11 protein-coding genes and 1 other annotated feature are annotated in these 20,253 nt (G+C 35.2%); of the genes, 2 read left to right on the top strand and 9 right to left on the bottom strand.

Annotation, left to right across the window (positions count from 1 at the left end; all coding sequences use genetic code 11):
• The first annotated feature begins 338 nt into the window (after positions 1 to 338).
• A complete protein-coding gene (locus LMD38_RS17585) occupies positions 339 to 794 on the top strand; it encodes a VOC family protein (RefSeq protein WP_000041941.1) in 456 nt (151 codons plus the stop codon).
• Positions 795 to 1,026: 232 nt separating this feature from the next.
• On the opposite strand, the gene LMD38_RS17590 is transcribed toward LMD38_RS17585, so the two are convergent.
• Positions 1,027 to 1,455, bottom strand: coding sequence for a helix-turn-helix domain-containing protein (locus tag LMD38_RS17590; RefSeq protein WP_000051966.1), 429 nt, complete (start codon positions 1,453 to 1,455; stop codon positions 1,027 to 1,029).
• Between the two features lie 137 nt (positions 1,456 to 1,592).
• Positions 1,593 to 2,576, bottom strand: a complete 984-nt coding sequence (asnA, locus tag LMD38_RS17595) for an aspartate--ammonia ligase (protein WP_000284908.1) — start codon at positions 2,574 to 2,576, stop codon at positions 1,593 to 1,595.
• A gap of 70 nt (positions 2,577 to 2,646) precedes the next feature.
• Positions 2,647 to 2,905, bottom strand: a binding site (T-box leader).
• Positions 2,906 to 3,311: 406 nt separating this feature from the next.
• Between asnA and LMD38_RS17600 the strand changes: the two genes are divergently transcribed.
• On the top strand, positions 3,312 to 3,446 hold the full coding sequence (locus LMD38_RS17600) for a DUF3934 domain-containing protein (RefSeq protein WP_000047591.1): 135 nt from the start codon (positions 3,312 to 3,314) through the stop codon (positions 3,444 to 3,446).
• A gap of 100 nt (positions 3,447 to 3,546) precedes the next feature.
• Here the strand turns inward: LMD38_RS17600 and LMD38_RS17605 are convergent, their stop codons facing one another.
• From LMD38_RS17605 to aspA, 7 genes are all read right to left on the bottom strand, one after another.
• Complete coding sequence (locus LMD38_RS17605; protein WP_062822344.1) at positions 3,547 to 6,741, bottom strand: DEAD/DEAH box helicase; 3,195 nt, start codon at positions 6,739 to 6,741, stop codon at positions 3,547 to 3,549.
• A gap of 129 nt (positions 6,742 to 6,870) precedes the next feature.
• Entirely contained in the window at positions 6,871 to 10,512 is a 3,642-nt protein-coding gene (locus LMD38_RS17610) for an S-layer homology domain-containing protein (protein WP_227585270.1), read from the bottom strand.
• Positions 10,513 to 10,562: 50 nt separating this feature from the next.
• Positions 10,563 to 14,486, bottom strand: a complete 3,924-nt coding sequence (locus LMD38_RS17615; protein ID WP_227585271.1) for a choice-of-anchor L domain-containing protein — start codon at positions 14,484 to 14,486, stop codon at positions 10,563 to 10,565.
• Positions 14,487 to 14,710: 224 nt separating this feature from the next.
• The gene (locus tag LMD38_RS17620) at positions 14,711 to 15,643 is read right to left on the bottom strand and encodes a response regulator (RefSeq protein WP_227585272.1); all 933 of its coding nucleotides are present in this window, start codon (positions 15,641 to 15,643) and stop codon (positions 14,711 to 14,713) included.
• Between the two features lie 2 nt (positions 15,644 to 15,645).
• The gene (locus tag LMD38_RS17625) at positions 15,646 to 16,944 is read right to left on the bottom strand and encodes a sensor histidine kinase (RefSeq protein WP_080454405.1); all 1,299 of its coding nucleotides are present in this window, start codon (positions 16,942 to 16,944) and stop codon (positions 15,646 to 15,648) included.
• Positions 16,945 to 17,009: 65 nt separating this feature from the next.
• A complete protein-coding gene (gene malS, locus LMD38_RS17630) occupies positions 17,010 to 18,722 on the bottom strand; it encodes an oxaloacetate-decarboxylating malate dehydrogenase (protein WP_062822354.1) in 1,713 nt (570 codons plus the stop codon).
• A 75-nt stretch (positions 18,723 to 18,797) separates the two neighbouring features.
• Positions 18,798 to 20,237, bottom strand: a complete 1,440-nt coding sequence (gene aspA / locus LMD38_RS17635) for an aspartate ammonia-lyase (protein ID WP_000224208.1) — start codon at positions 20,235 to 20,237, stop codon at positions 18,798 to 18,800.
• Between the last annotated feature and the right edge of the window lie 16 nt (positions 20,238 to 20,253).

The following is a 20,253-nucleotide window of genomic DNA, read 5'->3' on the forward strand; positions in this document are numbered from 1 at the left end:
CTTAAAACAAATTATATGAATCTATTTCCTTCCTATTAAAAATAGAAAGCTGTTTGCATTATATAGAGTGACAAGAAATTTATGTGTCATTAAAAAAATACAATTAATTCTATACAACAATCGGATCATTTAATGCCGTACAGGATAGAAATATTTTTGCAAGGAAGTCTCGGTATTGTTTGTTAACAAGATACTATATGACATACTTAAAAACACCTTGTCACATTTCCCTAAACTGTGACAAGGTGTTTTTGTTTGAAAGGAATTTGTAACTTTTTAATAGTATAATGAAGATGATGATTAGATAATACACTTTTACATATAAGGAGATAAAGACAATGTCAAAAAATAAATTACTCAGAATGGACAATGTTAGCATCGTTGTAGAATCCCTTGATCATGCAATCTCTTTCTTCGAGGAGATTGGGTTAAAACTCGAAGGGCGCGCCACTGTAGAGGGGGAATGGGCTGGTCGCGTAACCGGACTCGGTTCGCAGTGCGTAGAGATTGCTATGATGGTGACTCCAGATGGCCATAGCCGAATTGAACTTTCGCGATTTCTTACCCCGCCCGCTATAGGAGATCACCGGACAGCTCCTGTCAATGCCCTCGGTTATTTGCGCGTCATGTTCACCGTTGAAGACATTGATGAAATGGTATCTAGGCTTACTACTAAGCATGGTGCTCAACTCGTTGGTGAAGTAGTTCAATACGAGAACTCTTACCGTCTCTGCTACATTCGTGGAACCGAAGGGATTTTAATCGGTTTAGCGGAAGAACTCGGTAACAAGTAAGTGATGTATTATAAAGGAAACTACTATATTTTTAACCACGTCCTCACTCCAGAACGTGGTTATGCTTGTTTGAGTTTTTAAAAATATATTTTCATTTTACACATAGATTTCAAGACTCTATCCAAACAGTTCTTTAACATATCACTAACATCCAAAAAATCATTATGAAATAATTTAATTATTCGCTTTACCTTTTCCAAGGAAATATAACTGACTCTTCTCATTTTATAACTTATCGCTCTTTCCTATGAAAAAACGATCTATATTCATTCAAAATAACTTTCTTCACATCCGAGTAAAATACCATCATGAATAATGCAACGCCTAATACAACCACCTGTATTTTTTCATATTCAACGAAAGCACTCATAATTAACAAACCAAATCCAATATAAAAACCAAATTCGTTCTCTTTCTCAAAATCCTCATCATCTTCATCAATATGTATTTTTTCTTTCATGTTTTGATTCCCTTTTATTAACGCATCGAGCGTAACATTATACATTTCGCTAAGCAAAATTAAATTATCAATATCAGGATAACTTTTATTATTTTCCCATCTATATATTGCTTGCCTTGTCACACCAATCTTTTTAGCAACATCTTCTTGTGAAAATCCCTTTGACTCTCGTAGTTTTTTTAACTGCTCTCCTAAGCTCATAACGTCCCCCTCTTTTAAAAAATTATGACATAATAGGAGATGAAAAAGAAAGAAACTATTAGTAAAATCCGCTGTAAACCACTCGTTTACACAATAAAAAAGAGAGACTAACTCTTTGAGTTATTCTCTCTCTTCTATTAAAACAGATGAATGTTTTCTTTCTTGCAAGCTTCACGTAAATCATCAGGCCATACAGAAGATTGAACTTCACCGATATGTGCTTTACGTAAGAAGTACATGCACATTCTTGATTGTCCGATACCACCGCCAATTGTTAATGGTAGTACGTCTTCTAAAATACCTTTATGGAAATCGTACTCACGTTTGAAGTCTTCACCTGTTTTCGTTAACTGCTCATCAAGTGATTTACTATCAACACGAATTCCCATTGATGATAATTCAAATGAAGATTGTAGTACTGGGTGCCAGAATAAGATGTCACCGTTTAATTTCCAATCATCATAATCAGCTGCGCGTCCATCATGCTTTTCACCTGAACGAAGTGCATCACCAATTCCGATAATGAAGACTGCACCGTGCTCTTTCGCAATTGCATGTTCACGATCTTTCGGTGTTAATTCTGGATATTTATCTTCTAGTTCTTGAGAAGTAACGAACACAATTTCTTCTGGTAAATACTTCCCAAGGAACGGATATTTTTCAAATAAGTGGTCTTCTAAATCTTTGAATATTCCATAAATTGTTAGTACTGTTTTTTGTAAGTAATCTACAGTACGCCATTCTTTTTGAACGATTTTTTCCCAATCCCATTGGTCAACGTAAATAGAATGTGTTGCATCAAGTTCTTCATCACGACGGATCGCGTTCATGTTTGTATATAAACCTTCACCAGCTTCATATCCATATTCATGCAGTGCAAATCGTTTCCACTTCGCTAGTGAGTGCACAATTTCTAATTCTTCTCCTGAGTGTAACATATCAAATTCAATTGGACGTTCTACACCGTTTAGATGATCGTTTAGTCCTGATTTTTTCGTTACGAATAATGGTGCAGATACACGGAATAATTCAAGTCGTTTTGCTAATTGATCCTCAAAAAATGTTTTAACTTCCTTAATTGCGATTTGAGTCTCTCTTACTGTCATTAATGATTGATACATGGTGGTTTCCTCCTAAAATGTTTGGATGTTGTGAAAAGAAGCCAACAAAAAAAGCCCTTCTTTCCCAAAAAACTGGGACGAAAGGCTTTGGTTCCGCGGTACCACCCAAATTAGCAACAGAGGTTGCTCACTTATACAATACGGAGATGAAGTATCTCGATACTGTTCTTCTTGTAACGGCGAAGTTCCCGGCTAAGTCTACTTTCCTGTCAAGGATTTCGGTTAGCAACTCCAGGAGGTTCTTCATAATAGGCTTCGTATCAGGCTCACACCACCCCTGACTCGCTTAGACTACGTCCTACTACTACTCGTCCTTTCATAGTCGTTTTGTTGTCACATCTCTGAAACATTTTATTAATGATTATTCTATACAAAAAATAAATAAAGTCAACAAAAAGTTTTAAAATATTTTTCAATTCTTTATTTTACGGCTTTATTGATTGTTTCCAATATACCTTCTTTACTTCTTTTGTCTGGGCATTCCAAAAAACGTTTCACTAACAGAAACTAACATATATACAACAATTAATGTAATCGTCCGAAATATAGAATCCGCAGTATTTCGTATTATTTTCATTTTCTTTGTAATTCCTTTCAGTTTACTTGCAAATTCATGATATACTATAGCATTCAAGCAGTTTGTTTTTACTTAAAACAAACATAGTCATTTATAAAGAGTATTTTCTAAATCATTGACTATTATCAAATAAGATTTTTATATAACGGAGTGATTATATGAGTAAAACGAAGGCAAAACCGAAAAAAGGTGTAGGACAAGGTACAGGAAGTAAAGGATGGAACCGTTGGCAATCAAGTGCAAAGAAAAAGAAAGCTGCAAAGCCATACAAAAGTAAAGGTACAAAGAAATAATTGAAATAACATTTGATTTCTTTACTTTGTACAAAACAAAATATAATTATTACAACAAAAAAGCTATACCCTCATACATTTGAAGGCATAGCTTTTTTTATTAGATCATTAAAATATCTCGAATTTCTTCCTCCGTGATGGATGATAATTTCTCTTCTCCTGGCTCAATCACTTCAGCGATTAAATGTTTCTTACTCTCTTGTAGTTCATGCATTTTTTCCTCAATGGTTCCGTGTGCTACTAATTTAATAACTTGTACTGTATTTTTTTGCCCCATTCGATATGCCCGATCTGCTGCTTGTTGTTCAACAGCTGGATTCCACCATAAATCGTATAATATAACCGTATCAGCGCCTGTTAAGTTAAGACCTGTACCACCAGCTTTTAAAGAAATGAGGAATAGGTCTCCTTCTCCTTCGTTAAACCGATTACATAGTTCTACACGTTCTTGCGAAGGTGTATTCCCGTCTAAATAAAAGTATGGAATTGCTTGACGATTTAATTCACGACCAATAATGGACAGCATCTTCGTAAATTGAGAAAAGATTAAAATTCTCTTACCAGTGCTTCTACATTCCTCTAGTATGTCTAACAGTTGCTCGAATTTAGCTGAACTCCCTTTGTAATCATCAACGAATAAAGCAGGATGATTACATATTTGTCTTAATCTCGTTAAGCCAGCTAAAATTCTAATTTTATTTTTACGTAACGTATCTTTGTCTAAATGCTTTAATGTTTCTTCCCTTAATTTCGCTAAGTAAGCAGCATATAGTCTCTTTTGATCCGGTAATAACTCCGATGACTGTAAGTGCTCTATTTTATCTGGAAGCTCTTGTAATACATCTTCTTTTAATCGTCTTAATACGAACGGTTTTACGCGCTTCGCAATATCTTCACGCCTTAAATCACCGAATTCTTTTCTTCCTGGTAATAATTCTGGAAATACGACATGAAAGATAGACCATAGCTCTTCTAATGAATTTTCGACAGGCGTTCCCGTTAGTCCAAAACGATATTCAGCTTGAATTGTTTTCACTGCTCTTGCAGTTTGTGTTGTAGGATTTTTAAACGCCTGTGCTTCATCAAGAAATAGTGTATGAAATGGCCTCGCATATGACCTTACATCTCTTCTCAGTAATGGATATGACGTAATGACGACATCAAATTCCGCTACGTCTTTTAAGATTTTTCGTCGTTCTGTTTGATTTCCATCTGCAATAACCGCTCTAATATGTGGGGTGAATTTTTTCAATTCACTAAACCAATTATAAACGAGCGAGGACGGTGAAACGACTAATATAGGCAGCTTCTTCTCCCGAATTTCAGGCAAAACAGAATCTATATAAGCAATACTTTGCAGCGTTTTTCCAAGTCCCATATCGTCTGCTAAAATACCGCCAAAACGGTAATAGGCGAGTGTTTTCATCCATTCGAACCCGTATACTTGATACTCTCTCATTACAGCATGTAAAGTTGGCGGTACTGTAAACTTTAACTTTTTCGGATTTTGAATGCTTTCAACTAAATCTTGAACAGACTCATCTAAACTTAAAACATTACCTTCATGTAGTCCATTCATCCATTTTACACTCCGAATAAGCGGAACATTCACTTCTTCCCCATGTAAAAATTCTTTTCGAATACCTGATTCTTTTACAAACTGATTAATTTCATTAAACTCTTTGCTCTCTAGTGATAATAAAGAACCATTCGCAAGCCGATAATATTTCCGTTTTTCTTCAAGAGCCGCTAATACACCTTTAATTTCAGCTTCGGGTATTCCTTTTATATCAAAACGAAATGACAACCAATCAATTCTTTCTTTCCTTCTCACTCTAATAAGTGGCGCTGTATCCCCTTTATGAATGCGTAATTTGATTGCTGTTGTCGCGTAAATATCAACTAAACCTTTTAACGTTGGAACAATGTGATATAAAAAGTTATACTCAGCTTCTTCATTATGCATAAAGTAACCGCCTTCTGTTTTCGCAAAGGCACTTTCACTCATAATGTCTAAAATCTCTTTTTCCTTTTTCTCATCACGATTAAAAACAGAAGGTTGCCCGTCTTCTTCTAGCGGATTAATCACGACGTTTCCATAATGAAATTCAAGACCTGCTAGCAAACGATTTTTCACTCGATCTAAATATAGCTTTGCTTTTAACGACGGCGTTTCAACACGATCGGATATGACTTCATCAATGCGCACTGTTCCAAGTTTCATTAATCCAGGCACAACTTTCGCTACGAAATGTTCCATCTTATTTTCAGGAATATAAAACTGATTGCTATTTGAGCGACTCATCATCTTTTGCAATTCAATAAGTCGCATACAATCTTCCATAGGTAAATGATATAATTTCCCATCGTAAAGAGCATAGTTATACATTTCCATAACTTGAACACGATTTAGGCCATCTATATGAAGGGTAAATCCACCATTATTGCCTTTCGTAAACTCAAAATGTAATGGCAATAATCCTTTTGAAATTTGTAACCCGTCAATCAGTTGCTCATTTTGTTTCAGATGTACATGCTCCACTTTAGAAAGTGAAGAGAGTATATCTCTCCACGAAGCTGGCGGTATAAATATCATACTTTCATCTTGTTTCGCATGTACTTCTAATGCATCTTCATACATTTTTTCATTATGATATATTTTAATGAGTTGTTGTATAATCGCGTCCGTTTCTTGTTTAAAACTATGTACATCTGGTGTGTATGTAAATTCATTTGAACAATGAAAACTCTCTCTTTTTTCCACTTTAGAAAGAAATTCTCTAATATGATTTATAAAATATGTTTTCGCAAGTTTCAACTGAATTCCAAGAAGAGCCCCACCACTTTTCGTCGGTACCGGTGAACATATAAATGCAACATCTAATATTTCACGTGTATCAAAACGATGTTGTTTACTTTTGGGCCGCAGCGGTTTGTCTGCAAATAACTGAAACATCCCGTTTGTTAATTGGTCATTTCTGCTACTAACAGAGCCCATTCCACCCGTTTGTTGGTTATAATTTATTTGTATTAGTACGGCTGCAACATGTTGACAGTACGTTTGAAAAGACGCTAATGAAGGACAACTACATCTCGCAACAACATCACCTTTTTTAGCTTTTTCTACTGTAACACGAAAATCCTCGTTCCCTTTTACTGTCGCCTCACAAATTTCTTTCGTTTCATCATAGTAATTCACGATTACTTTATTTGATTTATAATAAGCTTCGCCTCTTTTATATGAGGTTTCTCCGCATACTTCTTTTATAATTGATTTATTTATATAAAAACTCAATGGTGCACCTCCTTACGTCACTCATTTCATTCTATCAATATTGTACATGTATACTCCATTAAGTAAAGTCGTACATACGAAAAACAAAAATAAGCACCTTTCGCTATATAACGAAAGGTGCTTGTCTTTTCATGAATTGATATCATCTAAATACCAAGATCCATCTTTTTTCACTAAATTATACGTATACGTAAATGATTCACCTTGCTCTCCTAAAACTGGTACGCTTACTTTCACACTTAACGTTGATGGTGTTTCACTTACACTTGTGAATGTTTTCATTGCCTCTGTATTATAAACATTCGTTACAGGATATAAATAATATGGATTTAATATCCACTGTCTATTATACTTATAAGCTTTTTCAAATTGCTTCCCTGTAAATTTCGGCTCATAAAACTTTTTCATTTGCTTTTGTAAATCTTCAAATTTTTCTTCTTCCGGCGATTTTACTGCCGCTTGTAAAATGTTATTTGCGTGTTGTTCCGCATCTAATATTAATTGCTGAGCACTTGGTAAAGATAAACCTGATAGCGCTTGCTTATCTTCCTCACTTCCCGAAACTTGAGCACTCACCTTACCTGTCAACCCTTTATAAGCGACATTAATTTCAGTCGTATCTCCGATTTTCGCATCATCCTTTACTGTCACTTCTCCGAGTTCATTCACGATAACGAAATCTTTTGAACTTTTGAAAGTAAGTAGGCTTGGTTGTGTTACTTTTTTATAGCGGTACTGCTCAATCGGCAATCCTAATACTTCACGTTGCTCAATTACTTCTACCGGCACAGGTATCGCTAAACGTACTTGCAATTGTTCTTTTTGCTTTTTCATCACAAATGTTTTTTCAGGATCTACTTGTAGCTTTGTTGGCTTCACAATATAGACCGGAACTTTTATTTCTGAAAGTACTTTCCCATCTTCCACTAACTCAAATAATAGGTCTACTTTCTGTTTTTCTTTTGCACCTGATTTTGTATGAACTGAAAAATCATTGGCATCTTTTCGTTTTGCTTCTACTACATCTGTATTTTTACTTGATACTCGTATTTCCTGATCCTTCGATACTTTCTCTACTTTCATCGTTAATTGATCTTCATCAAAGATTCTTTTTACTACTTTTAAATTTGTTTCTTCTCCCTCTTCAAGTAATAAATAATCTTGCGCTGATTGTAAATCATACTTTTCACAATTACTTATTTTCTTGATCTCTTCATTTATATCTATTAACGATTTCTTGATAGAAAAAATGTCAGCATGAATTATACTCGCCTCTAAACCTGCTTGGACATAATATCCAAGTGCTCCTTTTGCGCAAATACTTTCAAGCGTATTCAAATTATTAGAGTTAACGTCTTTTATGCCCCACGACGCTCTTGCCAACGCTTCTAATTTCAATCCACCTTCTAAATTAGCCCCTATTAAAATTATATTCGCAAGTGTTAAACCACCTCTAATTTCAGCACCTGCTTTCCCCTCAATTTTTGCTTCCCCTTTAAAATTAAGGTTAGGACCAATTCGCTTATGTTCATCTACAATTTTACCGTTTTCAATTCCCGTTCTATACGAATCTGTTTGCTTCACATCTATTTCTACACCTATTGATAAATCTGCTTTAACTATAATCGAACCTTCTACCATTAAACCTAAAGCTGGAATAGTAGGGTTCGGCACGTGAACCATAAACAAAGTTTTCTTAAATGGTTTCAGTGAGAGACCTTTTTTATCAATAATTTCTTTCCATTCTTCAAATGTTAGTGTTTCGGCATTTTTTTTATCACAAGCTACTTTTCCTCCGAAACAGTGCGAGTAATTAAAAGTGTATTTTAAGTTATTCTCAACCTCACTTTTAAGAATAAATTTTAAATCGTCCAAATTAGTTGCATCTTTATACTCCACATCAAAATCTACATCTTTAATTTTCATTTGACCGTTTAGTGCAAAGGTTAGATCATCATTAATTCCTAACTCTTTACCGGTTACTTTAATATCAGTATTCATACTGAATACTTCTTTATCAGCGTCATACTCAGCAAGTGCACGTTGTAAAAAATGCTCTGGTCCCTGTAAAGCGTATTGATTTTTTTCTTTCTCCCCATTAATTTTCTGTTGAAAAGGATTTAAAGGAGCTGACTGCTTTTCTTCCAGCGTTACACCTTCTGCTAAATAAACGGGTTTTGCATTGTCTCTCGTAACCGATACCTTTTCTTTCACATCTATTTTTTCAATTACTTCTTTAGCATCTGGTTGCACTGCTTTTACAACCTTCTCCCCATCACTTCCATCCGTTATAGAGATGATTTTAATAACAACCCCAAGTGGGTTATTTGGGATTGGTGGCAAAATTAAAATATTATCATTTTTCAATTCTTTTACTTTTGCTGCTTCTTTTTTGAATATGAAAGTATCTGTTTGCGTTTGTTCTATGTCGTTTTTATATTGTTCTTTCACTTCATATACGTTCTTTTTATATACAATACTTGCTTTTTCACCGTTTCCTCCATTACCTGTACCGCCACCGGTATTTCCATCGTTATTACCGTCCCCTGTAGTCGGCTCATCTTGCTTGTAATCAATCACTTTACTAATGACCGCTGTCGACTCAGCTCTTGTTAACGTTTGTTTCGGTTTAAACGTCCCGTCTGGATATCCTGAAATGATTTTTGCATTTATTAATGCAGCTATTAATTTAGGATTTTTCGTAAATTCACCTTTATCCTCATATTTTATTTCTTCATTTACTTCCTTTAACTTCAACACTTTCGCAATAATAATCGCCATTTCTTCCCTTGGAATTTCTTGCTCTGGTTTGAAGCTATCTCCATATTCTTTCTTTTCAATAATTCCTTCTTTTATCGCTGTTTCGATATACTGATTTGACCACTTACTTTTCGGTACATCTTTAAACGTCTCTTGATCTTTTATAATCTTATATCCTTGCTGTAACACGATCATCGACAAAAATTGTTCTCTCGTCAATCGATCTTCTGGACCAAAGATTCCATTCCCTTTACCAGATACAATCTTCAACTCTTTTAATCTCTTTATATCTTTATACGCCCAGTAGGAAGGTGGTACATCATCAAATACATATCCATAATCAAGTAATTTAACGATGACTGCTGTCGACTCGGCTCTCGTCAATGTTTGTTTCGGTTTGAACGTTCCATCAGGATATCCTGAAATGATTTTTGCATTTACTAATGCAGCTATCAATTTAGGATTTTTCGTAAATTCACCTTTATCTCCAAATTTTATTTCTTCATCTACCTCTTTTAACTTTAAAACCTTTGCGATAATAATCGCCATTTCTTCCCTTGGAATTTCTTGCTCTGGCTTAAAGTTATCTCCGTATTCCTTCTTTTCAATAATCTCTTCTTTTATTGCAGTTTCAATGTATTGGTTTGACCACTTACTTTTCGGCACATCTTTAAATGTCTCTTGATCTTTTACAATCTTATATCCTTGCTGTAACACGACCATCGACAAAAATTGTTCTCGCGTTAAGCGATCTTCTGGACCAAACAGCCCATCTCCCTTTCCAGATACAATCTTCAACTCTTTTAATCTCTTTATATCTTTATACGCCCAATAAGAAGGTGGTACATCTTTGAATACAAGCTCATTTGTATTCTCAACTGCACTATGAAACTGATTTGTTTTTTTATTTACCTCGTTAGCAGCGTACGCTATTGCACCATCAAATATCAATGTTATAAATAGTACAAACAGTATACTCAATTGAGCTATTTTTTTAAGCCAATTTTTCATCCCGTATTCCCCTTTTGCATTCAAAATGAAATAAAGATAACCGCATCGAATTATTCATCAATTGTAGAAAGAACAGTCTCTATGTTTATACCGTCTCCAACCTTTTTAATGAATGATTTTCCAATATTTAAATCTCCTGAAATTTTAGGTAGCAATAAATAATCAAGCCATACCGTTTCCCCTGACGGAATAGAATTTACAACTCGCTTCAACTCTGTTCCTGGTGTATAAACAAAGTTTTTCTTTTCTTCTTCATTTAACTCTACTTGTAAATCATAAATAACGTTTGGCGATTTATTTTCAATCCCTACCCTAACTACATACGGAAGACCTCTATATGCTTTTTTATCTACTTTAATATGCATCTTCACTCCGTCTTCCCCGTACACTTCAATTGGCTTAGCTGTTTTAAACCCGGCAGAAAGTGGCTCATCAAACGGATATAGTGTAGATGAGAAATTAGCATTCAAATGATATTCACCTTTTTTATCTCCACGAATATACCACTCAGCTTTCTTAACCTCATTTCCACCTATCGTTCCTAAATGGATTGTGTCACTTTGTTTTTCGGAAATCGGAGCTAAACTTAATCCTTCTGGTAAATTTAGTGATACATTTGTATTCGTTAATTCAAATGGTTCGTCTGCGAAACTTTGAATCATCACTTCCACTTTAAAGAACTCTTTCAGCCAACTTACTTTCCCTGGGACTACCATATATCCAACTGCAGGAGGCGCTTCTTTTTCTTGGAAACGTTCATTTTGAATAACAACTGGGTACACATTAACCTCACTTGCACCACTACCGATCGATACGTTTAAATCACCTTGTATAACTTTACCTACATTATTAATAATGTAATCAACTTTTTTATCCTCATTATCTATTTTCAAATGCAGTTCAAACTTATACACGTGGCGATTATCTGGATGATTGACATCAATACCAGCCTTCTCTATTTCTTCTTTCGACATTTGAGTTACGTTCATTTTTCCATCAAATAACTGCGAAGGTTCTAATGTGACTTTTTGCTTCGTCCGCTCATCATTCTTTACAACTACGTCTACAGCAACTGGTTTATAGCCTTTTTTATAAACGTATACTTTATAAGCACCTTCTTGTGGTTTTAACGACAAAGTACCATTGCTACCTGTTATTAACTTTTGTGTTTTCTTTTTTGAATCTTCTAAAACGACGCTAACATTATCTATTCCGCGTCCACTTCCATCTTGTACTTCTAGTAATAAGCCAGTCTCTTTCTCTGTTACTTCAACAGGAATATTCAAACTCTGTTTATCTTTCGTTATCGTAACAGTTGCATTTCCTTTTTTATCTTGAGCTACCAGCTTCCCAGAAGCATCTACTGCTACTACAGACGGATTAGAAGATTTAAAATTCGCACTTTTCGTAACGTCTTTCAGCGAACCATCTTCATATACTCCTGTAACTTTTAATTCGTATGCCTCTTTCGTTTTTAATGCAATTTTCTCCGTACCAACTTGTAATGCTACAAGAGGATTCTCTACTTTTACTTTCACTTCCTTTTTCATATCTCTTACAGATACTGTAATAATAGATTCTCCTTCTTTTTGCGCTACAATATTTCCGAACTTATCAACTTTCACGTTATCGTTGTTACTAGAGAATGTCGCTTCATTATTAATTGATGAACGGTAATCCTCCTCATAAATTCCTGTTACTTGTAACTTTTTCGTACCTTTAATAGGTAGTGTTATATTAGATTCCTGAAACTCAAGATCCTTTAATCCATTTTCAATATATATTGGAACACGCACCTCATGATTTTTGTAATCAACCACAAGAGTTGCTTGTCCCTGTTTAAGTCCTCTAATTTCTCCGTTACTTGTAATCTCAGCTACTCTACCATCATTTATCCAGAAACTTACTTGCTCCGTAATATCCTTTTCACTATTATCATACTTTGCTTTTACTACAAGTTTATCTTTAGCGCCTTCTTTTAGGATAAATTGATTTTTGTTAATTAACACTTCTTTTAACTGCTGTTCTACCGTTATTTTCTTTTCAATCTTAAAATCTTTATACGTAACTACCAGTGTAGTTTCTCCAGCTTTTTTCCCTTTTAAGTCTCTATAATCCCTATCAATTTCAAGCACTTCCGGATTAGTGGATATAATTTCGGATTCATCCGTTATATCTTTCGCACGACCATCCTCATAAATCGCTCCAACAGAAAATGGATACCTGTCTCCCTCAACTATAGTCGGTATATAATTGGGTGAAAGTCTTATCTCTTTAATATTAAGATTAGGCTTTTTAACAGTGACATTTATATTTTTCTTAATTCCACCATATTCTACAACAATTGTAGTACTACCAACATCCACCGCTTGAAATGTCCGTCCATCTAAAATACGTACGACCTTTTCATCTAAACTAGTCAATTTCAATTCACTAGTTACACGAGTACGTGAACCATCCTCATAAATCGCATCGATATAAACAGGACTGATTTCCTGGTCAAAAATCGTAATATTTTCTTTTTCTATATGAATATCTTTTAATACTCTGTTTACCTCTACAGATCCCCATTTAACTAAATTACCATAGGTTACAATTACATTTGTAGTTCCTGATCCTTGCCCAATTACTTTATTATTTGAACTCACTTTTGCCACATTTGGATTTATTGTTCTCATTTCAACCTTATCAGTAATATCTTCTTCCTTACCGTCAAAATACTTAGCTAATACTTTAACCTGTTGTTCCTCACCAATTTTCAATTTAATTGGTTCTGGGGATATTACCATCTCTCTCATAAAGATGCTTCGTGTATTCCGACCACCAGGTTGCGGGTTTTCAAATGCTGATTGTAATGAAAACTGCAAATCACGATCTTGTTTACTTACTTCCATTTCAACTGTCTTTTCGAATTCATTTTTTTCAAAAATTATTTTCCCTTTATTTTTTACATCTTCTGCACTGGTAGCATTTTTAGGAAGACTCAATTTCCACTCTATACTATCTTGCTTATTAATATTATTTGTTCTTTTAATATTTACAATCAATCTCGCTTTTTCATCATTGATATTCTGTACATCCCACATTGAAATATAAAAATCAGTTCTTTCTTCAGGCACCTTTACGTCATCGAAACGAATAGAATTAATCAGAATGTTTGAGTCCACACCATTATCACGTCCATCAGCAATCACTAACTTTATTTTGTTCCAATCATTTACTGTCACATTAGAGATTGCATTTAATACTGTACTCATTCCATCCATCTCTGTATTTTTAGAATTACCCGTATTAGAAATATAGTATTCTGTTTCCCACTTGTTAATTGAAGAAGTGGTTACTGGTCTTCTCGATACATCTGACACAAATGCAATATTTTTTTCATTTACAACCACGCCTACTGCATCCCTATAATAATTAGAAAATTCCTCATACTCATCCGAAGAAAGCACATACTGCATCTGCATTCTCTCTTTCAAGGGCCTAAACTCAAACTCTAGAACACTCGCATCAAATGTCTTCATTCCATCACCTAGTATTTTCTCTAAATCACTATCACCGGGTTGATTATTTATGTTTGTATAACTTCTATACTTATTAGGTCCTATAATGCCTTTCGCATTACCTGTACTTAATATAACTCCGTCTTCAATTCCAAAAATATTTTGCTTCGCTTGAAATGTGCCGGCTGCTTGATTGGCACCTTTATATTTCACATTTCGAATTTCCACTCCATCACCAACGAGCTTTTTCGCTAGCTGTTCTGCTTTTACATTATCATCTAATGTGGATACTGATATGTCTGGATTATTACTCTTACCAGCCTCTTGTACGCTTTTGATTTCAAATTTTCTGTCTTCTTTAGTGGTTTCTTCCCCATTTGCCTTTACGTAAAATCCTGGTAACTGTAAACATAAAATAGCAACTATACAAATTGTTAACACACATTTAAACTGCTTATATTTTCCTCCCAACTACTTATCCCCTTTCTTTTTTTCAAATACATACGTTTCCACTATTAACTCCTTTCTTTTCATTTTTTTGGAAACTCATAACTATATTAATCTATTCCTATTATCAAATTCAATAGCGTTTACCACCATTTGTTCATTTATTCAGAAAATACTTTTCGACACAAAATAAACCAAATCTATGTAAGATTTGGTTTATCAATGTTTATACCCTATATCGTATTTTTTTAATCTATCTCCATCAACCGTTTCGCCTCAAAATACAACACTTGAATAAACTTTTTCGTGTTTATCCGCGTATGACCTGAAACTGCAAATTCTTCTTTTGTCATTTCTGTCATCCGTTTTCTAACTATTGTAAAATCAAAAAATTTCGGAGCATAGCTTTCAAATTTCGGATTTGAAAAGTCTGTTAATCCAAGGGAAGCTAAATGATTCAATGATTGATAAATCGCTCTTCTTACACGTTGTTCAGATGCTTTTTTCTCCTTCTCTATATCTGCATCTGAAGCTATTTCCCCTAATTTTTTCAGTGTAATTTGGTGGAAAATATCTTTTAACGCAGGAAATCCAAATTCAAATGTTTGCGCCTTTTCTTGTCCATATAAATATTCCAGCATACTAAGTAAATCTTTACTTCCGTTCTCTCCCGCAATACCGAGTTCTGCTAGTAAGAAGCGTCCTGAATCTGATATCTTTTTCTCTTCTTGCACTGTTTCACTACGCATTTGCGGCTTTTCCCACTGAAATACATTATTTAATGATTTTTGAATGTCATATATAGAGCGCTCCAAACGAATACGCTCTATCACTTTTCGTACAACAGATACTACTTCTATTTTATTTAATGGTTTTGTAATATAATATTCTACACCAAGTGTATATGCCTCACCAATGAGCTGTTTCGATTCAACTTGAGAAATCATAATAATTTTCCCAGTAAATGAAGACGCTATATGACGAACTGTTTCAATACCGTCTCTCATCGGCATGAGTAAATCAATAAATAAAATATCCACTTTTTTATAATTTAGCTGTTCTGCCTCAACAAAAGCTCCATCTTCCGATTCTCCAATTACTTCCCCAAGATCGCCATCCTCAATAATTTGCGAAAGCATCGAACGGAAAACTTCATCATCATCTACAATATAATAAAACAAACCTATTCCCCTTCCCGCTTTAAACTGCACTCCGGTAAACAAACGATAAACTTACACCCGTTCCCATTTTCATTGTCTTCTAACCTTACTTCTCCGCCGAGCTCTGTTACCATTTCATATATGTAAGAAAGTCCAATACCTGTGGACGGTGTTCCTGTTTGATCATACTTTGAAGTAAACCCGGGCTTAAATACTAATTTCTTATACTTTTGCGCAATACCAGGGCCATCGTCAATTACTTCAAAGATTACATGTTGCTCTCGTTTATATAACTTAATACGAATGAGGCCTCTATCATCAATTGCTTCAACTGCATTCGCAACTAAGTTATTAAAAATTGATAGCACTGTATACACGTGATATGCAGCATGCTCGCCTTCTATATGTTTAGAGAAACGTATATCTTTCCCTAGCATTTCAGCATACTTTTCATTTATTCTTACAATCATTTCTGTAAGCTCATGACCTTCTACGTACTCAGCCACATTTTTATCTAATAACAGTTTAGATAATCCTGCAAAAATCCTTTGATTATCTTTTTTTATTTCATGCACTTCTCCTGCTATTTTCAATGCTGTTTTACCATTCGAATGATCGCTTACTTGTAAATTCCGATATAATTGATACGCTTCTTGTGTAATTAATTCTGCATTTTGTAACGTTTTTTTCAAATGAACAGATTCTACATATAAATTGGATAAGTGCATTAACATTTTTTCATTTTCTTTTCGCACTTGTGATTCTTTTAATTTCGTTTCATATAAATTCATCATATTTAAAAAGCCAAGTGCAAAAAAGCTACGAAAAATAGCAATAATGATGAGTTTATTTACTTCAGAAATTGTTATTGTTGTACCTAGTACTAACATGTGATAAAACGCAAGTTCCGACATACTTGCAACAATTTCAATTGAAATTCCAAGACATCCAATAATAATTGGTCTCTGATGAAACTTATTCACCCTACAGAGTGAAAAAAGACTTCCATAAATAAAATAATAAAAAAACACAGGATAGCGCAAATAAAATGATTCTGTCATATGAAATGAACCTTGCATGACCCAGTCAAGACATACGCGGAATAAGACTACACATATACCAACAACAATACCTGCAACTCCTGCTGGTATTCTTCTTAAAAATAGTAATAAAAAGAAGAATAACGGCGTACCAAAGCTAACGCGAAACGTATCATTAAAAGGATGAAAATTAAGCTCTCCAGCAATCGGAACAACAACCATTAATATAATTAAAAGGGATATGTCTTTCTTCCATAATTGATTCCAATTCAAAGGTGCCACTTCCTATATTCTTTTTTCAATAATAAAAGTGAAAGCCCGCTTATATTTATAAACGGGCTTTATTTCTATATTCTAACCTTTTCTACCGCTTTTATTTGGCGATACTCAGGCTCCCAGATTGCTTCTTTCACTGCAATCTTGATATCGTTATCACTTAAGTTCTCTCTAGCAACACCTTCTGCAACAGCAACTTTCGCTACTTCAATTGCTACCATTTCCGAGATATTACGTAACTCTTCAACTTCTGGTAAAATAGGTGCTCCTGGCTGACTTGTATCCACCATACTTGCAACTGCTTCAGCAGCTGCTGCGAACATGCCGTCCGTCATAACGCTTGCACGTACGACAATTGTTCCAAGACCAAGTCCTGGGAAAATAAGTGCATTATTTGATTGTCCAATCACATACGTTACACCGTTGTATGTAACTGGTTCAAATGGACTTCCTGTTGCAACTAACGCTCTTCCTTCTGTCCACTTGATTAAATCTGCTGGTTTTGCTTCAGCAAGTGGTGTCGGGTTCGACATCGGTAAAATGATTGGTCTTTCTACGTGAGAAGCCATTTCTTTAACAATCTCTTCTTTAAATGCGCCTGCAACAGTTGATGTACCGATTAAAATTGTCGGTTTCACATGTTTCACAACTTCAGCAAGTCCGATTACACCATTTTGCTTCCACTCACTTACTTCCGCTTCTTTTCTTGCATACGGCATTTGGAAATCAAGAAGATCTTCCATATTATCCGTAACTAACCCGTTACGATCAATGCACCAGAAACGCTTATATGATTCTTCTTCTGATACACCTACGCGGACCATTGCATCTCTAACTTGATCTGCGATACCGATTCCAGCCGTACCAGCACCAAATACAACAACGCGGTGTTCACTTAGTGGTACACCAGAAGCTTTCACTGCCGATAGCACAGCAGCAAGTGAAACTGCACCTGTACCTTGAATATCATCATTAAACGTACAAATATCATGACGATATTTATCTAAAATTTTCCGTGCATTTCGAGAGCTAAAGTCTTCCCAATGTAAAAGTGCTTTCGGGAATTGTTTATTTACCGCTTGTACAAATGTATCAATAAACTCATCGTAAGCTTCACCTGTTATACGAGGGTGACGATTTCCAATATAAAATGGATTGTTTAATAGTTCCTCACGATTTGTACCTACATCTAAAATTACCGGTAATACGCGACTAGGATCGATTCCAACCGCGGCCGTATAAACAGCTAATTTTCCGATGGCGATGTTAATACCACCAACGCCCCAGTCACCAATTCCAAGTATACCTTCCCCATCAGTTACAACGACTAAATCAATATTTTCTGCTGTTGCACCAATATTGGCGAACGCTTCTTCAATACCTGACGGATCGTTAATTGATAAATACACACCACGTGGTTTACGATATTCATGACTATATCTTTGAATCGCTACACCAACAGTTGGTGTATATACGATTGGTAACATTTCGCGTAAATGATCTGTTAAAATACGATAAAATAATACTTCATTTCGATCATGTAACGCTGTTAAGTATACATTCTTTAATAAATCATCCGGCTGAGAACAAAATTGTTCGTATGCTCGGCGTGCTTGTTCTTCCAATGTTAAAACTGCTGGCGGTAATAACCCTTTTAAACCTAATTCTTCTCTTTCTTCTTGCGTGAAAGCGACCCCTTTATTTAAAAGTGGTGTTGATAATACTTCTACTCCTCTTAATGTCGTTTCTAATGAACCATTAGAAGCTACTGTAAACTTACTCATAACATCCCTACCTCTATTCATATATAGCATTTCTATATTGTAAACAAAAAAGAGGGGCTTGTCCCCCCTCTTCTGTTAATTTTTCTTTAAAAGAGTTGCTCCTGCAATCCCTGGGTGCGTCATTTCGAATGGATCTAGAATTAATTCTAAGTCTTCTTGTGACAGTACACCATTTTTCACACAAAGTTCTCGAACGGATTGCCCTGTCGCGATTGCTTCTTTCGCAACGCGAGCTGCTGCTTCATAACCGATATGAGGGTTCACGGCTGTAATAATTCCTACACTCTTCTCAACATACTCTTTTAAGCGATCTTCATTCGCTTCAATTCCTTTTAAGCAATTATCTGTAAAGGCACGGAAACCGTTATTCATAATGCTAATTGATTGAAGTAAGTTGAAAACTAGTACTGGTTCCATAACGTTCAATTCTAATTGACCTGCTTCTGAAGCAAGACAAATTGTATGGTCATTACCAATTACTTGGAACGCAATTTGATTAATTACCTCTGGCATAACAGGGTTTACTTTACCTGGCATAATAGATGAACCTGGTTGACGAGCAGGTAACATAATTTCTGCTAAACCAACACGTGGACCTGATGCCATTAAGCGAAGGTCATTCGCAATTTTAGACATGTTCATCATACATACTTTCAGTGCTGCTGATACTTCTGTATATGCATCCGTATTTTGCGTTGCATCTACTAAGTCTTCCGCACCAACAAGTGGTAGTTCACTAATTGCAGCTAAATGTTTTACAACAGCTTGAATATATTCTGGATCTGCATTTAAGCCTGTACCAACTGCAGTTGCTCCCATGTTCACTTCATATAAGTGTTGACGTGATTGCTGAATTCGTTTCATATCACGTTCAAGCACACGAGAGTACGCTTTAAATTCTTGCCCAAGACGAATTGGCACAGCGTCTTGTAAATGTGTACGACCCATTTTAATCACATGATCGAACTGTTCTGCTTTTAATTCAAATACATCGTGCATATAGCCCATCGTTTGTAATAAACCTTCTAATGCGTTTAATGTAGCGATATGAATCGCCGTTGGGAATGCATCGTTTGTGGATTGCGCCATGTTTACATGACTATTTGGACTAATATAATGATAGTCTCCCTTTTCCATTCCTAATAATTCAAGAGCACGATTGGCAATGACTTCATTTGCATTCATGTTCATTGAAGTACCTGCTCCGCCTTGGATTGGGTCTACGATGAAATGATCATGCCATTTCCCGTCAAGAATTTCTTGAGCAGCTTCTGCGATTGCGCCGCCCTTGTTCAATTCCAATCTTCCTACATCTGTATTCGCAAGCGCTGCAGCTTTTTTTACAACTGCGAACGCTCTAATTAAACCTTCATGAATTTTGTATCCTGTAATTGGGAAGTTTTCAACTGCACGCATTGTTTGTACACCGTAGTATGCATAGTTTGGTACTTCTTTTTCACCTAAAAAATCTTTTTCAATTCGAACACCATTTTTAACTTCAGTTAATGTTGCCATACTTATTCACTCCTTA

The organism is Bacillus pacificus (genome assembly GCF_020861345.1).
GTDB lineage: Bacteria > Bacillota > Bacilli > Bacillales > Bacillaceae_G > Bacillus_A > Bacillus_A pacificus.